Annotated in this window: 16 protein-coding genes; 12 read left to right on the top strand and 4 right to left on the bottom strand. The window is 71.1% G+C overall.

All coding sequences use genetic code 11. The annotated features are described in order from the left end of the window. The first annotated feature begins 13 nt into the window (after nt 1–13). Nucleotides 14–1267, top strand: a complete 1254-nt coding sequence (locus ACWCP8_RS15795) for a hypothetical protein (RefSeq protein ID WP_451116404.1) — start codon at nt 14–16, stop codon at nt 1265–1267. Here ACWCP8_RS15795 and ACWCP8_RS15790 read toward each other — a convergent pair. Beyond that, the gene (locus ACWCP8_RS15790) at nt 1224–2513 is read right to left on the bottom strand and encodes a glycosyltransferase 87 family protein (RefSeq protein ID WP_451116402.1); all 1290 of its coding nucleotides are present in this window, start codon (nt 2511–2513) and stop codon (nt 1224–1226) included. The two genes, ACWCP8_RS15795 and ACWCP8_RS15790, sit on opposite strands and share 44 nt — an antisense overlap. A gap of 100 nt (nt 2514–2613) precedes the next feature. Between ACWCP8_RS15790 and ACWCP8_RS15785 the strand changes: the two genes are divergently transcribed. Beyond that, nucleotides 2614–3756: a glycosyltransferase family 4 protein gene (locus ACWCP8_RS15785; protein ID WP_382845610.1), complete on the top strand. Its 1143-nt coding sequence runs from the start codon at nt 2614–2616 to the stop codon at nt 3754–3756. 173 nt (nt 3757–3929) lie between these two features. Here ACWCP8_RS15785 and ACWCP8_RS15780 read toward each other — a convergent pair whose 3' ends face one another. Then, nucleotides 3930–5726 carry an AMP-dependent synthetase/ligase gene (locus tag ACWCP8_RS15780; protein WP_451116400.1) on the bottom strand — a complete coding sequence of 599 codons (1797 nt, stop codon included), beginning with the start codon at nt 5724–5726 and terminating at the stop codon, nt 3930–3932. Between the two features lie 279 nt (nt 5727–6005). On the opposite strand from ACWCP8_RS15780, the gene ACWCP8_RS15775 reads away from it, so the two are divergent. The 6 genes from ACWCP8_RS15775 to ACWCP8_RS15750 all read left to right on the top strand — a co-directional run bounded on the left by ACWCP8_RS15775 (nt 6006) and on the right by ACWCP8_RS15750 (nt 11093). After that, a complete protein-coding gene (locus ACWCP8_RS15775) occupies nt 6006–6812 on the top strand; it encodes a metallophosphoesterase family protein (protein WP_352270499.1) in 807 nt (268 codons plus the stop codon). Between the two features lie 132 nt (nt 6813–6944). After that, nucleotides 6945–7394: an SRPBCC family protein gene (locus ACWCP8_RS15770; RefSeq protein ID WP_327124520.1), complete on the top strand. Its 450-nt coding sequence runs from the start codon at nt 6945–6947 to the stop codon at nt 7392–7394. 4 nt (nt 7395–7398) lie between these two features. Beyond that, nucleotides 7399–8661 (top strand): ArsA family ATPase, encoded by a 1263-nt coding sequence (locus ACWCP8_RS15765; RefSeq protein WP_451116397.1) that lies wholly within the window; start codon nt 7399–7401, stop codon nt 8659–8661. A 105-nt stretch (nt 8662–8766) separates the two neighbouring features. Beyond that, nucleotides 8767–9225, top strand: a complete 459-nt coding sequence (locus ACWCP8_RS15760; RefSeq protein WP_352270502.1) for a DUF5304 domain-containing protein — start codon at nt 8767–8769, stop codon at nt 9223–9225. A 75-nt stretch (nt 9226–9300) separates the two neighbouring features. Then, nucleotides 9301–10242, top strand: coding sequence for an ROK family glucokinase (locus tag ACWCP8_RS15755; RefSeq protein WP_267005581.1), 942 nt, complete (start codon nt 9301–9303; stop codon nt 10240–10242). 77 nt (nt 10243–10319) lie between these two features. Further along, nucleotides 10320–11093: an endonuclease/exonuclease/phosphatase family protein gene (locus tag ACWCP8_RS15750; RefSeq protein WP_352270504.1), complete on the top strand. Its 774-nt coding sequence runs from the start codon at nt 10320–10322 to the stop codon at nt 11091–11093. Between the two features lie 39 nt (nt 11094–11132). Here ACWCP8_RS15750 and ACWCP8_RS15745 read toward each other — a convergent pair whose 3' ends face one another. Both ACWCP8_RS15745 and ACWCP8_RS15740 read right to left on the bottom strand, forming a co-directional pair. Then, nucleotides 11133–11798: a hypothetical protein gene (locus tag ACWCP8_RS15745; RefSeq protein WP_451116394.1), complete on the bottom strand. Its 666-nt coding sequence runs from the start codon at nt 11796–11798 to the stop codon at nt 11133–11135. Next, a complete protein-coding gene (locus ACWCP8_RS15740) occupies nt 11791–12570 on the bottom strand; it encodes an alpha/beta hydrolase (protein ID WP_352270507.1) in 780 nt (259 codons plus the stop codon). The genes ACWCP8_RS15745 and ACWCP8_RS15740 overlap by 8 nt, the downstream gene beginning before the upstream one ends. Before the next feature lie 210 nt (nt 12571–12780). Here ACWCP8_RS15740 and ACWCP8_RS15735 point away from each other — a divergent pair, with 210 nt between their 5' ends. From ACWCP8_RS15735 to ACWCP8_RS15720, 4 genes are all read left to right on the top strand, one after another. Then, nucleotides 12781–13509, top strand: a complete 729-nt coding sequence (locus ACWCP8_RS15735) for a lysophospholipid acyltransferase family protein (RefSeq protein WP_451116619.1) — start codon at nt 12781–12783, stop codon at nt 13507–13509. Between the two features lie 51 nt (nt 13510–13560). Further along, on the top strand, nt 13561–14811 hold the full coding sequence (gene macS / locus ACWCP8_RS15730) for a MacS family sensor histidine kinase (protein WP_352270510.1): 1251 nt from the start codon (nt 13561–13563) through the stop codon (nt 14809–14811). Nucleotides 14812–14891: 80 nt separating this feature from the next. Next, the gene (locus ACWCP8_RS15725) at nt 14892–15536 is read left to right on the top strand and encodes a response regulator (protein ID WP_267008126.1); all 645 of its coding nucleotides are present in this window, start codon (nt 14892–14894) and stop codon (nt 15534–15536) included. A gap of 152 nt (nt 15537–15688) precedes the next feature. Continuing rightward, a complete protein-coding gene (locus ACWCP8_RS15720; RefSeq protein WP_352270511.1) occupies nt 15689–16717 on the top strand; it encodes a 6-phosphofructokinase in 1029 nt (342 codons plus the stop codon). Nucleotides 16718–16784 lie beyond the last annotated feature (67 nt).

The raw sequence follows: 16784 nt of genomic DNA, 5'->3' as shown, positions 1-16784 counted from the left end.
TACCCTCGATCGGGTGGCTGATCAGGGGCGTACGGCAGGCCGAGGACGTGACGGACGGTGGCGCGCGGCAGGCGCGGCACTCGCCGCTCTGCTGCTCGCGGCCGCCTGCACGGCGCCCGCCGCCACCTCCCCCGACACCACGGTCCGCGACGTCCGCGCCACCCTGGACCGCCGGGCCGCCGCCGTCCTGGACCACGACTCGGACGCCTATGCGGCCACGGTCGTCCCCGGGGCCACCGGGCTGCGGACGGCCCAGCGCCGCGAACTGGCCAACCTCGCCGACGTGCCGCTGAGCTCGTGGACGTACGAAGTGACCGACGTGCACGAGCACGGCGCCACCAGGGCCACCGCCGAGGTCGAACTGCGGTACCGGATCGCGGGCTACGACAGCGCCCCGGTCACCGCCGACCGGGTCCTCGACCTGGAGCGGCACGGGGCGGACGGGCGCTGGTACATCGCCGCCGACCGGGCCGGGAAGGACGGCGGCCGGCAGCTCTGGCAGCAGGGTGACGTGCGGGTCGTACACGGCGCGCACAGCCTCGTCCTCGGCGTCGGCCACACGCAGGAGGAGCTGCGCCGGATCGCGGACACCGAGGACCGGGCGGTGCCCGTCGTCTCCGCCGCCTGGCCGGAGCGCTGGGCCGCCCGCGTGGTGGTGATCGTGCCGAAGACGGTCGACGACATGGCCGGGCTGCTCGGGGCCCCGGTGGCGAACTACCGGGGCATCGCGGCCGTCACCACCGCGGAGACCGGCGGCCCGGGCCGGACGCCGGCGGACCGGGTGATCGTCAACCCGCAGGCGTACGCGATACTCGGCACGTTCGGGCAGCGGGTCGTCCTCACCCACGAGACCGCCCATGTCGCCACCCGCGCCCGTACCTCCGCCGCGACCCCGACCTGGCTCTCCGAGGGCTTTGCCGACTGGGCCGCCTACCGCGTCGAGGACCGGACCCCCGCACAGGCCGCGCCGGAACTGGCGGAAGCCGTCCGGCGCGGCGAGCTGCCCGCCGCACTCCCCACGGACGAGGATTTCCGCTTCGGTGGCGACTCCGGGCGCCTCGCGAGGGCGTACGAGGGCGGCTGGCTGGCCTGCGCGCTCATGGCCGACCACTGGGGCGAGAAGAAGCTGTTCGCCTTCTACCGGGCCGTCGGGGGGCACTCAGGGCGGGACGGAGCGGTGGAGCAGGCCCTGCACGAGGTGCTCGGCACGACCGAGCAGGACTTCACGGCGCGCTGGCGGGAGTATCTGCTGTCCCGTCTCGGCTGACGTCCCCGGCCGGTGCGGACCCGCGGCAGGGGACCGGCCGGACCGGCACCGGCCTCCCCGGCTCGGTCACCGTCCGCTGCCACAGCCGCCTCGCCGCGACCAGGGTCGCCGCGACCAGCAGGCCATTGCGTACGAACATCAGCGTCACGCCCGTTGCGTCACTGGTCACCACGTGGATGAACCCGAGCGGGAACTCCAGCTGCGTGACGCCCGTCGCTGCCAGTACCAGTCCGGCCGGCAATCCCATCCGGCCGGACCGGAAGACCAGGCAGACCGCCGCAAGACCGACCAGCCACAGCATGTACTGGGGGCTGATCACCCGGCTGGTGGTCGTGAACAGCAGGACCGCGGTGAACGCCGCGTCGGCCGTGGTGCTCGCCCCGAACGTGCGGGCCCGCAGCCGCCACACCAGCAGCCAGCCGCAGGCGATCAGGCTCAGACCGAGCGCCAGCGTGCTCACCAGCGGTACATGCGGACCGAGGAACTCCAACGATCCGTAGTTCAGCTCCACCCGCCCCTGCCAGCCGAACTGCCGCGCCACATGGAAGACCAGCGCGCCCAGCGACTCGACCTCGGTGCCCCGGTCGCGCTGGAAGCCGAGAAAGGCCAGCGCGCCCGGCATCGCCGCCGCACACACCATCAGCAGACCGGCCGCCGTCACCGCGGCCGCCGTCCACGAGCGGCGGGTGCGCTCCCCGCGCGCCGTGCCGACGAGCAGCAGCACCGGCCACACCTTCAGCAGCGCACCGAAGGCGGCCAACGCCCCCAGCACCCGCGGATGCCGCGCCCCCGCCAGCAGCGCCGCCACCGCGACCGCCGTCACCATCACGTCGTAACGGGCGTACGCGGTCGTGCCGAGCAGCGGCACCCCCGCCACCCAGACCCAGCCGCCCGCCGTCCGCCTGCCGGTCCGCCGGCCCGCGTACAGCAGCAGGCCCAGCACCAGCGCGTCGCACAGGCACACAAGGACGAAGAAGGCCGAGGCGTAGTCCAGGAACGGCAGCAGGGCGGGGGAGAGGATGGCGAGCGCCGCGACGGGCGGGTACTGCCAGGTGACATCGGACTGCGGGTACGTGCCGCTCTGCAGCACCTCGGACCAGCCGTGGTAGATCACCGAGACGTCACTTGTCACGTCCGGACCCGGCAGCGTGATCACCTTCAGGACGCAGAGGAGCAACACGGCCCTGGTGAGGGCCCACACCGCCACGGGTGCGAGAAGTCTGCCGGTGCCGCCTGCTGCCGTCATGGCCGCACTCATTCCCTTCGCCGGTGGCTCGATGAGTCATGATGCACGGCGTCTCTGCGCGGGAGCCATCAGGCCCAGCTGTTCGGTACTGTCAGCGGCGATGGACAAGACCCTGATCGTGACCAATGACTTCCCGCCCCGACCCGGCGGTATCCAGGCATTTCTGCACAATATGGCGCTGCGCCTGGACCCCGGACAACTCGTCGTCTACGCCTCCACCTGGAAGCGGAGCCCCGAGGGCATCGCGGCCACCGCCGCGTTCGACGCCGAGCAGCCGTTCACCGTCGTCCGCGACCGTACGACGATGCTGCTGCCGACCCCCCGGGTGACCCGGCGGGCGGTCCAGCTGTTGCGCGCACACGACTGCACGTCCGTCTGGTTCGGTGCCGCCGCCCCCCTGGGGCTGATGGCACCGGCGCTGCGGAAGGCCGGTGCCCGGCGCCTGGTCGCGACCGCCCACGGGCACGAGGCGGCCTGGGCCCAACTGCCTGCGTCCCGGCAGCTGTTGCGCCGGATCGGCGAAGGCACGGACACCATCACGTACCTCGGCGAGTACACCCGCTCCCGGATCGCGGACGCGCTCACCCCCGAAGCCGCGGGCCGCATGGTCCAACTGCCGCCCGGCGTCGACGAGAAGATCTTTCATCCGGACTCCGGCGGGGACCGGGTCCGGGCCCGGCTCGGGCTCACGGACCGGCCCGTCGTCGTCTGCGTGTCGCGGCTGGTGCCCCGGAAGGGGCAGGACACCCTGATCCTCGCGATGCCCGCGATCCTGGCACGGGAGCCGGACGCCGTACTGCTGATAGTCGGCGGCGGACCGTACGCCAAGGACCTGAAGAAGCTCGCCGAGGAGACGGGCGTAAGCGACTCCGTACGGTTCACCGGACCGGTGCCGTGGGAGGAGCTGCCCGCCCACTACGGCGCGGGCGACGTCTTCGCCATGCCGTGCCGCACCCGCCGCGGCGGCCTCGACGTCGAAGGCCTCGGCATCGTCTATCTGGAGGCGTCCGCGACCGGACTGCCCGTGGTGGCGGGCGACTCGGGCGGCGCCCCCGACGCCGTACTGGACGGCGAGACCGGCTGGGTGGTGCGGGGCGGCTCCGTGGAGGAGTCCGCCGACCGGATCGCCACCCTGCTCGGCGATCCGGAGCTGCGGCAGCGGATGGGGGAGCGAGGCCGGGCCTGGGTCCAGGAGAAGTGGCGCTGGGACCTGCTGGCGGAGCGGCTCAGAACGCTGCTGTGAGACAGAGTGCGCTGCCCGGCGCGTCCTGCGCCGGGCAGCGCACTCTTCTCAGCCGCAGTTGCCCCAGCGGTACCCGCAGGGGTCTCCCTAGGGAAGTGGATCGGTTCGAGTGATCCAGACCCTTGCACCGGTCCTGCAGGGGGGGCAAGGCCAGGTTTTGGCCAACGGCCCTGTCAGCGCTGGTAGATGGACTCGACCTCGTCCGCGAAGTCCTTCGCCACCACATTCCGCTTCAGCTTGAGCGACGGTGTGATGTGGCCCGCCTCCTCGGTGAACTGCGAGGCAAGGATGCGGAATTTACGCACGGACTCCGCCTTGGACACCGCCGCGTTGCCGTCGTCCACCGCCCGCTGCACCTCGGCCAGCAGCTCCGGGTCCTCGCGCAGCGACATCGCCGTCGAGCCGACCGGCTTGCCGTGCTCCTCGGCCCAGTGGCCGAGGAACTCCTCGTCCAGGGTGATCAGCGCACCGACGAACGGCCGCCCGTCGCCGACCACCATGCACTCGGCGACCAGGGCGTGGCTGCGGATCCGGTCCTCGATCACCGCGGGTGCGACGTTCTTGCCGCCCGCCGTGACGATGATCTCCTTCTTGCGGCCGGTGATCGCGAGATAGCCGTCCTCGTCGAGGGTGCCGATGTCGCCTGTGTGGAACCAGCCGTCGGCCAGCGCCTCGGCCGTCGCCGACTCGTTGTTCCAGTAGCCCGCGAACAGGTGCTCGCCGTGCAGCAGCACCTCGCCGTCGTCGGCGATCCGGACGACCGATCCGGGCAGCGGCTGGCCGACCGTACCGATCTTCTGCCGGTCCCACGGGTTGAACGCGGTGGCCGCGCACGTCTCGGTGAGGCCGTAGCCCTCCAGCACCGTGAAGCCGATGCCGCGGTAGAAGTGCCCGAGCCGCTCGCCCAGCGGCGCGCCGCCGGAGATCGCGTACTCGCCGCGGCCGCCGAGTACGGCCCGCAGCTTGCTGTAGACGAGCCGGTCGAACACCTTGTGCTTGAACTTCAGGCCGATGGACGGGCCCTCAGGGGTGCCCAGCGCGCGGCTGTACGCGATCGCCGTGTTCGCGGCCTTGTCGAAGATCTTGCCCTTGCCGTCGGCCTGGGCCTTGGCGCGCGCCGAGTTGTAGACCTTCTCGAAGACCCGCGGCACACCGAGGATCAGCGTCGGCCGGAACGAGGCCAGTTCATCGGTGAGGTTCTTGATGTCGGGGACGCAGCCGAGCTTGATGGGCGCCATCACGGACGCCACCTCGACCAGCCGTCCGAAGACATGGGCCGCGGGCAGGAAGAGCAGAACGGAGCACTCGCCGGTGCGGAAGAGGGGCCTGAGCCGCTCCACCACATTGCCGCACTCCGCGAAGAAGCTGCGGTGCGTGAGCACACAGCCCTTGGGGCGGCCGGTGGTGCCCGAGGTGTAGACGATGGTCGCCGGGTCGTCGGCCCTGGCGCTCGTGCTGCGCAGGTCGACGGTCTCCTCCGAGACCTGGGTGCCCGCCGCGGTCAGCTTGTCGACCGCGCCCTTGTCGATCTGCCAGACGTTGCGCAGGCCGGGCAGCCGGTCGCGCACGGAGGTGACGGACTCGGCGTGCGCGTCGCTCTCGACGAGGGCCGCCACCGCGCCCGAGTCGCCGAGGATCCACTGGACCTGCTCGGCGGAACTGGTCTCGTACACCGGGACGGTGACCGCCCCGGCGGTCCAGATCGCGAAGTCGAGCAGGACCCATTCGAAACGGGTACGGGACATGAGTGCGACCCGGTCGCCGGGCTCGATGCCCGCGGCGATCAGGCCTTTGGCGGCGGCTCTGACCTCGGCCAGGAACTGGGTGGCGGTCACATCGGTCCAGACGCCTGCCACTTTGCGGCTCATCACCGCGACGTCGGGATGCTGAGCGGCATTGCGGCGGATGAGATCCGTCAGGTTGCCGTCCGAAGGGACCTCGTACAGGGCCGGAAGGCTGAACTCGCGCAAGACTGCTGCTCCTCATCGGGCTCCGGTGCCACGGCTCTGTGTGACGCACCGGCTGCGGTCCAAGATTGGCGGGTGCTCAGTGGGGTGAGCACGACTGGACTGCCCGGACGTTACCCATCAGTACCAGCTTCCGGATAGGGGGTTCCGGCCAGATGTTTTATGCGTCACACATATTGGTGGTCCTTGCGCGCACAGTAGTGCACCCGAGTTACGACCAGGAAGTAACCGCAGGTCCGGCGGCTCTACCCATGCTGCGGGCGTCGTCCTAGGGTGATCGTCATGCGAGCCGGACCGAACAGCCGTGATGCCGCCACCGCACGCCGTACCCGCATCCATGTGGTCAGTGACGTGCATGGGAACACCGAAGCGCTGGCCCGTGCAGGGGACGGCGCGGACGCGCTCGTCTGTCTCGGTGACCTGGTGCTCTTCCTCGACTACGCCGACCACTCGCGCGGCATTTTCCCCGACCTCTTCGGCGTCGAGAACGCCGACCGGATCGTCGAACTGCGCACCGCCCGCCGCTTCGAGGAGGCCCGGGACTTCGGTCGCGGTCTCTGGGCGGGCCTGGATCGCAATGCCGCCATCGTCGGCGCGGTGCGCAAGCAGTACGCCGAGTTGTTCGATGCGCTCCCCACCCCCACATACGCCACCTACGGCAATGTCGACATCCCCGATCTCTGGCCCGAGTACGCCCGCCCCGGCACCACCGTCCTGGACGGTGAACGCGTCGAGATCGGAGGCCGGGTCTTCGGCTTCGTCGGCGGCGGACTGCAGACCCCGATGCGCACCCCGTACGAGATCAGCGACGAGGAGTACGCCGCCAAGGTCGAGGCGGTCGGCGAGGTGGACGTCCTGTGTACGCACATCCCGCCCGACGTCCCGGAACTGACGTACGACACCGTGGCGCGCCGCTTCGAGCGCGGCAGCCGGGCGCTGCTCGACGCGATCCGCCGGACCCGCCCCCGGTACGCAGTTTTCGGCCATGTCCATCAGCCGCTGGTCCGCCGGATGCGGATCGGCGCCACCGAATGCGTGAACGTCGGGCACTTCGCGTCGACCGGCCGGCCATGGGCTCTGGAGTGGTGACCAGGACCGGCGACCGGGTCCGGTGGGCCGTGCCGACCGGACCCTGGGACGATGCGCCCCGCGCACGCGATAGCCTTCTGGCGGCAGGCCTCTGCCGACCGACCGGTACCCCGCACTGGAGGAGCCACAGCGATGGCTGAACACACCAGCTCGAGCATCACGATCGAGGCGGCACCGGCCGACGTCATGGGCGTGATCGCCGACTTCGACCGCTACCCGGAATGGACCGGCGAGGTCAAGGAGGCCGAAATCCTCGCCAAGGACGACAACGGCCGCGCCGAGAAGGTCCGCCTCGTCCTCGACGCCGGTGCGATCAAGGACGACCACACCCTCGCGTACACCTGGACCGGCGACCACGAGGTCAGCTGGACCCTGGTCAAGTCCCAGATGCTGCGTGCCATCGACGGCTCCTACACGCTGGCCCCGATCGGTGACGGCAGCCGCACCGAGGTCACCTACCGGCTGACCGTCGACGTCAAGATCCCGATGCTCGGCATGATCAAGCGCAAGGCCGAGAAGGTCATCATCGACCGCGCACTGGCCGGCCTGAAGAAGCGCGTCGAGTCCGTCCCGCAGGGCTGACCCGGTGCGTACGGTCCTCGTCACCGGCCCCGGCGGCGCCGGCCGTACCACCGTCGCGGCGGCGACCGCGCTGGCCGCCGCCCGCCGCGGCCGCCGCACGCTGCTGCTCTCCGCCGACGCCATACCCGGCTTCCCCGACGTCACGGAACCCACCCGGGTCACCGAAGGACTCCGGTTCGCCCGCGTCGACTCCGGCGAGCACTTCCGCACCGAACTCCTCACTCTTCAGGACCAGGCGTCCCCGGTACTCGACCTGCTCGGCGGCAACCGGCTCGACGCCGAGGAGCTGACCGAACTCCCCGGCAGCGGCCAACTGGCCCTGCTGCACACCTTGCGCCGCGCTGCCGAGGGCGACTGGTCGCACGACGGCCACGAGCTTCTCGTCGTCGACCTGCCGCCGCTGCGCGAGGCCCTCGCCGTCCTCGCCCTGCCCGAGCAGCTGCGCCGCTATCTCCGTCGCCTGCTGCCACCGGAACGCCAGGCCGCCCGCGCCCTGCGCCCGATGCTCGCCCAGCTCGCCGGCGTCCCGATGCCCGCCCAGTGGCTGTACGAGACCGCCGCCCGCCGCGACGCCGAGCTGGCCGCCGTCCAGACGCTGATCGAGGACCGGGGCACCACGGTCCGCCTCGTCGCCGAACCCGGACCCGCCGCCGAGGACGCCCTGCGCACCGCACGCACCGGATTCGCCCTGCACGGGCTGCGCGTCGACACCCTCACCGTCAACCGGGTGCTGCCCCGTCACTCGTCCGACCCGTGGTTCGCCGCGCTCGCCGCACAGCAGGAGAAGTGCGTCGACCACTGGTACGAGGAGTGGGCGCCGGCCGCCTCCCTGTGCGAAGTGCCGCACCTCGGCCGGGACCCGCAGGGGCCCGACGACCTCACCCTTCTCGCCACCGGGGCGAACCGCACCACCGTCGAGGCGGCGGGCACCGGGGGAGGCCGCTTCGAGGGCGACGGGCTCGCCGTCGAACCGGCCGACCGGCCGGGCGGGCGCGCCGACAACCCCTGGTGGATCGAGGGCCCGAGCGTCGCGGACGGCCCCGATGGGGTCCTGGTCTGGTGCCTGCCGCTGCCCGGAGCCGTCAAGGAGAACCTCCAGCTGGTGCGGCGCGGCGACGAATTGCTCCTGAGCGTCGGCCCGTTCCGGCGGATCGTGGAGCTGGAGTCCGGGCTGCGCCGCTGCACCGTCTCCGGCGCGGCGCTCACCGAGGGTGTGCTGCGGGTCCGGTTCACCCCGGACCCGGGCCTGTGGCCGCGGACCTCCTGAACGGCGTACCACCGTTCGGGTAACGTCGGTAGTACGTGTCCCGTATGCGCCACCGTACGTGTCCCGTACGCGTCACCGTCCGCAACCATGTCGCAGGAGTCCGCCATGAGCGAAGCCACCGATCGTCCCGTCGACGACGACGCGTGGGCGAAGGCCTGCGCCGAGGATCTCGAAGCGGAGAAGGCCCGCCGCCGCGCCCAGCACGGCCCGCCGCCCGGCTCCGCCGCCGAAGAACTGCGCAAACTGGTCGATGCCGTGGCCGACAAGGTCGCCGCCCTCCAGTCCCCGCTGTTCGGCGTGGCCGCCCAGGGCGCCGTACAGCAGGTGATCAAGCAGGCGAAGTCCGTCGTCGAGCCCGTCATCGAACGCAACCCCGATGTCTTCGACCACATCGCCGCGGCCGGCAACGAACTTCTCGCCGCCTACCGCTCCGCCGTCGAGAGCCAGGAACGTCGCTGGACCCAGGGCGCCACCGACCCCGGCAGCCCCTCGAAGAAGGCCGACGACCCCACCGACCCGCGCGACGGCGGCACCGGCGCGGGCGATCACATCGACCTGGACTGACCGGCACCGATAGGGCGGGGACCGGCGCTCGGGTACGGTTGCCCATAGCGGGGCTCGACCGAAACTGAGGGATTCATGGGACTCACCATCGGCGTCGATATCGGCGGCACGAAGATCGCGGCTGGAGTGGTCGACGAAGAGGGCCGGATCCTCTCGATGTTCAAGGTGCCGACCCCGCCGACGGCTGAAGGCATCGTGGACGCGATCGCGGCGGCGGTATCCGGCGCGAGCGAGGGACACGAGGTCGAAGCAGTCGGCATCGGCGCTGCCGGATACGTCGACGACAAGCGCGCCACGGTGCTGTTCGCGCCGAACATCAACTGGCGGCACGAGCCGCTGAAGGACAAGGTCGAGCAGCGCGTCGGCCTCCCGGTCGTCGTCGAGAACGACGCCAACGCCGCGGCCTGGGGCGAGTACCGCTTCGGCGCCGGCCAGGGCCACGACGACGTCATCTGCATCACGCTCGGCACCGGCCTGGGCGGCGGCATCATCATCGGCAACAAGCTGCGCCGCGGACGCTTCGGTGTGGCCGCCGAATTCGGCCACATCCGGGTCGTCCCGGACGGGCTGCTCTGCGGCTGCGGCAGCCAGGGATGCTGGGAGCAGTACGCCTCCGGGCGTGCGCTCGTCCGGTACGCGAAGCAGCGCGCCAACGCCACCCCGGAGAACGCCACGATCCTGCTCAGCCTCGGCGACGGCACGGTGGACGGCATCGAGGGCAAGCACATCAGCCAGGCCGCCCGGCAGGGCGACCCGGTGGCGATCGACTCGTTCCGCGAGCTGGCCCGCTGGGCCGGCGCCGGACTCGCCGACCTCGCCTCGCTCTTCGACCCGTCCGCGTTCATCGTCGGAGGTGGAGTCTCCGACGAGGGCGAGCTCGTGCTCGGCCCGATCCGCAAGTCGTTCCGGCGCTGGCTGATCGGGGGCGAGTGGCGCCCGCACGCCCAGGTGCTCGCGGCCCAACTGGGCGGCAAGGCCGGACTGGTGGGCGCGGCGGACCTGGCCCGGCAGGGCTGAGCCGCCCGTCACGGACATCACCGGACGCCCGTCGCGCCCCTGTGGGAGCGGCGGGCGTCCGTCGTATCGTGAGCGGTATGGTCCTGACGCCGCTGCCCGACTCCCGTACCGAGCCGGATGGTTCGGCCGTCATCAGAGTGCTCGGCTACAACATCCGGTCGATGCGTGACGACCGCGAGGCACTGGCCCGCGTCATCCGCGCCTGCGCACCCGATCTGGTCTTCATCCAGGAAGCCCCGCGCTTCTTCCGCTGGCGCAAGCGCGCCGCGTGGCTGGCGGCCCACACCGACCTGGTGCTTCTCTCCGGCGGCGCCACCGCGGCTGGGCCCCTGCTGCTCTGTTCGCTGCGCGCCACCGTGGAACGAACGGAGGATCTGCTGCTGCCGCGCACCCCTGGACTGCACCGCAGAGGGTTCGCCACGGCGGTGGTACGGATCGCGGGCACCCGGATCGGTCTGCTGAGCTGCCATCTGAGCCTGCGGCACGACGAACGCCTGGCCCAGGCGGATCTGCTGCTCGACCGGCTGGACGACATGCAGGTCGAGCACGCCATCGCGGCCGGCGACCTCAACGACGGCCCGGAAGGGAAGGCCTTCCAGCTACTGGCCGGGCGGCTCCAGGACTGCCGGTCGGTCCGGCCGTGGGGCGCCGAGCTGACCTTCCCGGCGCACGATCCACGCCTGCGCATCGACGCGATCTTCGCGACCGCCGGGATCGAGGTCCTCGGCTGCGGAGTCCCGTCGGGGCTGCCCGGCATCACCGAGCCCGACCTGCGGGCGGCCACGGACCATCTGCCGGTACTGGCAGCGCTCCGGGTGCCCGCCCTTGCCTCCCTCGCCGAACCGACCTGATCCCGGGGAGCGGCTCGCAGCACTGCCCCGGGAGCCGTGTCAGACGACCGCTCCGCGCCCCGGATCGTCGTCGTCCTCGTCGGCGTCCTGCATCCGCGCGACCAGGGTGACGAAGCCACCCAGGAAGCCACCGACACAGAGCGTGGTCAGCCACCACGTCATGTCCCACTGCAGCAGCACCGCGATCAGCAGCAGTACCGGCCCGCCGACGACCGCGAGCCAGGCGAACTTCGCCGGGACATCGGCCTCCGGCAGCGGCGGCGGCTCCGGCGGGACGAAATGCCCCTCGTCGTGGTCGTCCGCGCCGTCCCCGTCGGCCGGCTCCGTCACCTCGTAGTCACGCGGACCGTTGACACCGGGCGCGAAGACGACCGAGCTGCCGAGCGGCTTCTCCGGCGGCTTCGGGGGCTCCTGCTTCCCGGCACCCTTGTCGGGGTCCAGGACATTGCGCTGACCGTCCTCCAGCTGCGCGAGGTCATCGATCGACTTGAACGGCTTGGCACCCGGCGGGTCCGGCGGCTCCTCGCCGTACCCGGCGACGATCGCCTCCCAGACGGCCTCCTCGTCGATCGGGTCGCCCTCGGCCCTGGGCCTGGCGAGGGCGTCCTGCGCACCCGCGCCCCCGTCGGGCACGGCCGCTCCCTCGGTGGGGCGCGGTTCGCGCTCCTCCTCGCTGCCCGCGCGCTCCGCGTCGTGCTCAGCCACCGGATGTGCTCCCCTTCTTCCCGACGCTCGGAGCGAGGCGGTCGATGAACGAAAAGCTCTCGTCGAAGATCCGCTCCGCATCGTGGTCCAACGTCGCCACGTGGTAGCTCTGTTCCAGCAGGATCTCCTCGACATCCGTCGACGACACCCGGCTGAGGATCCGCGCCGAGTCGGCCGGCGGCACCACATGGTCCTGCGGGCTGTGCAGCAGCAGGACCGGCTGGGTGACCTGCGGCAGATCGGTGTCGACCAGCCGGAAGAAATTCCGCAGCGAATGCGCCGCGTGCAGCGGCACCCGGTCGTAGCCGATCTCCACGGAGCCCTCGCGCGCGATGTCGTTGGCCACGCCCTTCGTCGACGGCAGCAGATGACGGACGACCGGCAGTGCGTACGCCGCCAGGCCGTGCACCTTGTTGCCCGGATTGACGAGCACCAGACCGCTGATCGCGTCCCCGTGCTTCGCCGCCAGCCGCAGCGCCAGCGCGCCGCCCATCGACAGCCCGAAGACGAAGACCTGACTGCACCGCTCCGACAGGGCCCGCAGCTCCCGGTCCACCTCCGCGTACCAGTCCTGCCAGCCCGTGACCTGCATGTCCTGCCAGCGCGTGCCGTGCCCGGGCAGCAGCGGCAGCGAGACCGTGAGTCCGCGCTCCGCCAGATGGTCGGCCCAGGGACGCAGCGACTGCGGTGAACCGGTGAATCCGTGGCAGAGGAGGACGCCTACCTCTCCGCCCTCGTGGCGGAACGGCTCGGCTCCAGGAAGGACCGGCACCGGGGTCTCCTGTTCGTGAGGCTCGAAGGGGAGCGAAAGGGGGAGTGCAAGAAGGATTACTTCACCGTACGCGACCGGACTGACACCGACCAGGGTCGTCACCGGTCACAGGCGTGCTTCGGCTCCGAGCCGGGCAGGAACGGCAGCTGCAGCACGGGTTAAGGTCAGTGCGACAGCACACAGGAGGCACCCGAGTTGATCTACGGCGCAATGAAGTTCTCCATCGGCGGGTCATTGAAGCTCGCCTTCAGGCCGTGGGTGGAGGGCCTGGAGAACATCCCTGCTCAGGGGCCGGCGATCCTTGCGAGCAACCATCTCTCGTTCTCCGACTCCTTCTTCCTGCCGGCCGTCCTGGACCGCAAGATCACCTTCATCGCCAAGTCCGAGTACTTCACTGCACCCGGCGTGAAGGGCAGGCTCACCGCCGCCTTCTTCAAGGGCGTCGGCCAGCTGCCGGTGGACCGCTCCGGCGGCCGCGGTGCCGGTGAGGCGGCCGTCAAGGCGGGCATCGAGGTCATCGAGAGCGGCGGACTCTTCGGTATCTACCCGGAGGGCACCCGGTCGCCCGACGGCAGGCTCTACCGCGGCAAGCCCGGCGGCCTGGCCCGCGTGGCCCTTGCCACCGGAGCGCCCGTCATCCCCGTTGCGATGATCGACACGGAGAAGATCCAGCCACCCGGTCAGCTGATCCCCAAGCTGATGCGCCCCGGCATCAGGATCGGTAAGCCGCTCGACTTCAGCCGCTACCACGGCATGGAGGGCGACCGCTTCATTCTGCGCTCGGTCACCGACGAGGTGATGTACGAGATCATGAAACTCTCCGGCCAGGAGTACGTCGACATCTACGCGACCGCGGCAAAGCGGCAGATCGCGGACGAGGCGAAGCGCCGCGCCGAGGAAGAGAAGAACGCGGGCAGAAAGCCCGGAACGCAAGGGTGACGGATCGGCCCGGCGCGTCACCGCGCCGGCGTCCGTCGGGGGGTGGGGGGCATGGCCAAACGCGAACGGGTCGTACGCATGTCGGTCGAGCAGCCGCTGTGGCGTGCGCTGACCGCGTACCGGATTCTGACGATGCTCTATGCGAGTCTGCTCGCCGTCTTCGGCCGGGACGAGTACGAGCGGCCGTGGGTGGCCTTCGCCTACCTGGTCGTCATGGCCGCCTGGACCCTCGCCACGCTCCCCAAGGTCGCCGGCGCGGTGAGCTGCACCAAACGCTTCCTCGGCGCCGACCTCGTGATTGCTCTGGTCGGCATTCTGCTGACCCCGCTCGCCGACTTCGACGCCCAGCACATGGACGGCTCGACTCTGCCGTCCATCTGGACCGCGGGTTCCGTCCTGGCGTTCGCGATCAAGGGCGGCTGGCGCTGGGCGGCCTTTGCCTCCACCTTCGTCGCCGCAGCCAACATCGTCGAGCGCGGCGAACCCAGCCGGGACACCTTCCACAACGTCCTGCTGGTCTGGGTCGCCTCCATCGCCATCGGTTACGTCGTCGAGGTGGCCAGGGCCAGTGAGCGCACCCTGGCCCGCGCCCTGGAGATCGAGGCGGCCACCCGGGAACGGGAGCGGCTGGCCCGCGACATCCACGACAGCGTGCTCCAGGTCCTCGCGATGGTGCAGCGCCGTGGCACGGCGCTGGGCGGCGAGGCGGCCGAGCTGGGCCGGATGGCCGGGGAACAGGAGGTCGCCCTGCGCACGCTGGTCTCCAGCGGACTGGTGCCCACCACCCGGGTCTCCGAGGACGCCGCCGAGGGCGCGGTGGTCCGTACCGTCGAGGTCGACGACGAGGAGGACGGTCCGGCCGGCGGGGCCGCATGCGATCTGCGCTCCCTGCTCGCCCCGCACGCCGGCTCCCGGGTCAGCTTCGCGGAGCCCGGCGCCCCGGTACTGCTCGCTCCGGCGGCGGCGAAGGAACTCGCGGCTGCTGTCAGTGCCGCCCTGGACAATGTGCGGGTGCACGCGGGGCAGGACGCCCAGGCCTGGATCCTCGTCGAGGACTGGCCGGACGAGGTGATCGTGACGGTCCGGGACGACGGCCCGGGCATTGCGGAGGGACGGCTGGCGCAGGCGGAGGGGGAGGGGCGCATGGGGGTCGCCCTGTCGATCCGGGGGCGGCTGCGTGACCTGGGCGGCACGGCAGAGCTGATCTCGGTGCCCGGCCAGGGCGCCGAGGTCGAGTTGAAGGTTCCAAAGGCTTCGAGGAATCCGAACGATTCACGGGGGAAGGCAGGTTCCGGCCGATGAGCGCAGACAACGTGACGAACGCGACCGGCGCGCCGAGCGCGGCAGGTGGGCAGGGCGACACGCAGCGGGCGGTCAGGGTGATGGTGGTCGACGACCACCCGATGTGGCGTGACGCCGTCGCCCGCGATCTCGCCGAGTCGGGCTTCGACGTGGTGGCGACCGCCGGTGACGGCCCGCAGGCCGTGCGCCGGGCGAGGGCGGTCACCCCCGACGTCCTGGTACTCGACCTCAACCTGCCGGGGATGCCCGGCGTCCAGGTCTGCAAGGAGCTCGTCGGCTCCCACCCCGGCCTGCGGGTCCTGGTGCTCTCCGCGAGCGGCGAGCACGCCGACGTACTGGAGGCGGTGAAGTCCGGCGCCACCGGCTATCTGCTCAAGTCGGCCAGTACGCAGGAGCTGACCGAGGCCGTGCGGAGCACCGCGGTCGGCGACCCGGTCTTCACCCCGGGCCTCGCCGGACTGGTGCTCGGCGAGTACCGCAGGCTGGCCTCCGAGCCGGTGCCCGTCGCGTCCGACGAGCCGAAGGCCCCGCAGCTGACCGACCGGGAGACCGAGGTGCTGCGGCTGGTCGCCAAGGGGCTCTCGTACAAGCAGATCGCCGAGCGGCTCGTCATCTCCCACCGCACCGTCCAGAACCACGTCCAGAACACCCTGGGCAAGCTCCAGCTGCACAACCGGGTGGAGCTCGTGCGGTACGCGATCGAACGCGGCCTCGACGACGCCTGAGACCAGGAACGCCGAGATCGACTGCGCCTCGGCGACGCTCGTGATCAACTCCGGCTTATTGCGCGGGAATTGACCTTCCGACCCATCCCTGAGTGACCTGGATCACCATTAGCGTGGTCGTAGCGAGCTCACTTCGGCGAAGGGATGCTTCCATGCGGGTCGGAGTACTGACCGGGGGCGGCGACTGCCCCGGGCTCAACGCGGTCATCCGCGCGATCGTCCGCAAAGGCGTGCAGGAGTACGGCTACGACTTCATCGGCTTCCGGGACGGCTGGCGCGGCCCGCTGGAGGGGGAGACCGTCCCGCTCTCCATCCCGGCGGTGCGCGGCATCCTGCCGCGCGGCGGCACCATCCTCGGTTCCTCGCGCACCAACCCCCTCAATGCGGAGCACGGCGTCCGCCGGATCAGGGACAACCTCGCCAAGTACGAGGTCGACGCGCTCGTCACCATCGGCGGCGAGGACACGCTCGGCGTGGCCGCGACCCTGTCCGACGAGTACGGCATCCCGTGCGTCGGCGTTCCCAAGACCATCGACAACGACCTCTCGGCCACCGACTACACCTTCGGCTTCGACACGGCGGTCGGCATCGCGACCGAGGCCATCGATCGTCTGCACACCACCGCCGAGTCCCATATGCGGGTCCTCGTCGTCGAGGTGATGGGCCGCCACGCGGGCTGGATCGCCCTCCACTCCGGGCTGGCAGGCGGCGCGAACGTCATTCTCATCCCCGAGCAGCGCTTCGACATCGAACAGGTCTGCGCTTGGGTCACCTCCCGCTTCCGAGCGAGTTACGCCCCGATCGTCGTCGTCGCCGAGGGCGCCATGCCCGCCGAGGGGGAGCTGATCCTCAAGGACGGATCCCACGACTCCTTCGGCCATGTCCGGCTGTCCGGCGTCGGCGAATGGCTGGCCAAGGAGATCGAGCGGCGCACCGGGAAGGAGGCCAGGACCACGGTGCTCGGCCATGTGCAGCGCGGCGGCACCCCCAGCGCCTTCGACCGCTGGCTGGCCACCCGCTTCGGGCTGCACGCCATCGAAGCCGTGCGGGACGGCGACTTCGGCGTGATGGTCGCCCTGCGTGGCACGGACATCGTGCGGGTGCCGATCGCGGAGGCGACCGCCCGGCTCAAGACGGTCGACCCGGCGCTCTACGCGGAGGTCGGCGTCTTCTTCGGCTGAGCACGTTTCTTCGGTTGAGCACGTCAGAGGTACGGGCCGTATATTCGCTGCCATCCGGCCCGTACCC

It is taken from the genome of Streptomyces sp. NPDC002206, assembly GCF_053593595.1.
This window is presented reverse-complemented; position numbering and strand designations above follow the sequence as displayed.

Bases quoted from the DNA above. Each gene is read 5' to 3' on its own strand.
- ACWCP8_RS15725 (WP_267008126.1), top strand. From the start codon at position 14,892: ATGGTGGTCGACGACCACCCGATGTGGCGTGACGCCGTCGCCCGCGAT.
- ACWCP8_RS15775 (WP_352270499.1), top strand. From the start codon at position 6,006: ATGCGAGCCGGACCGAACAGCCGTGATGCCGCCACCGCACGCCGTACC.
- ACWCP8_RS15735 (WP_451116619.1), top strand. From the start codon at position 12,781: ATGAAGTTCTCCATCGGCGGGTCATTGAAGCTCGCCTTCAGGCCGTGG.
- ACWCP8_RS15750 (WP_352270504.1), top strand. From the start codon at position 10,320: ATGGTCCTGACGCCGCTGCCCGACTCCCGTACCGAGCCGGATGGTTCG.
- ACWCP8_RS15785 (WP_382845610.1), top strand. From the start codon at position 2,614: ATGGACAAGACCCTGATCGTGACCAATGACTTCCCGCCCCGACCCGGC.
- ACWCP8_RS15720 (WP_352270511.1), top strand. From the start codon at position 15,689: ATGCGGGTCGGAGTACTGACCGGGGGCGGCGACTGCCCCGGGCTCAAC.
- ACWCP8_RS15755 (WP_267005581.1), top strand. From the start codon at position 9,301: ATGGGACTCACCATCGGCGTCGATATCGGCGGCACGAAGATCGCGGCT.
- ACWCP8_RS15790 (WP_451116402.1), bottom strand. From the start codon at position 2,513: ATGACGGCAGCAGGCGGCACCGGCAGACTTCTCGCACCCGTGGCGGTG.
- ACWCP8_RS15770 (WP_327124520.1), top strand. From the start codon at position 6,945: ATGGCTGAACACACCAGCTCGAGCATCACGATCGAGGCGGCACCGGCC.
- macS (WP_352270510.1), top strand. From the start codon at position 13,561: ATGGCCAAACGCGAACGGGTCGTACGCATGTCGGTCGAGCAGCCGCTG.
- ACWCP8_RS15760 (WP_352270502.1), top strand. From the start codon at position 8,767: ATGAGCGAAGCCACCGATCGTCCCGTCGACGACGACGCGTGGGCGAAG.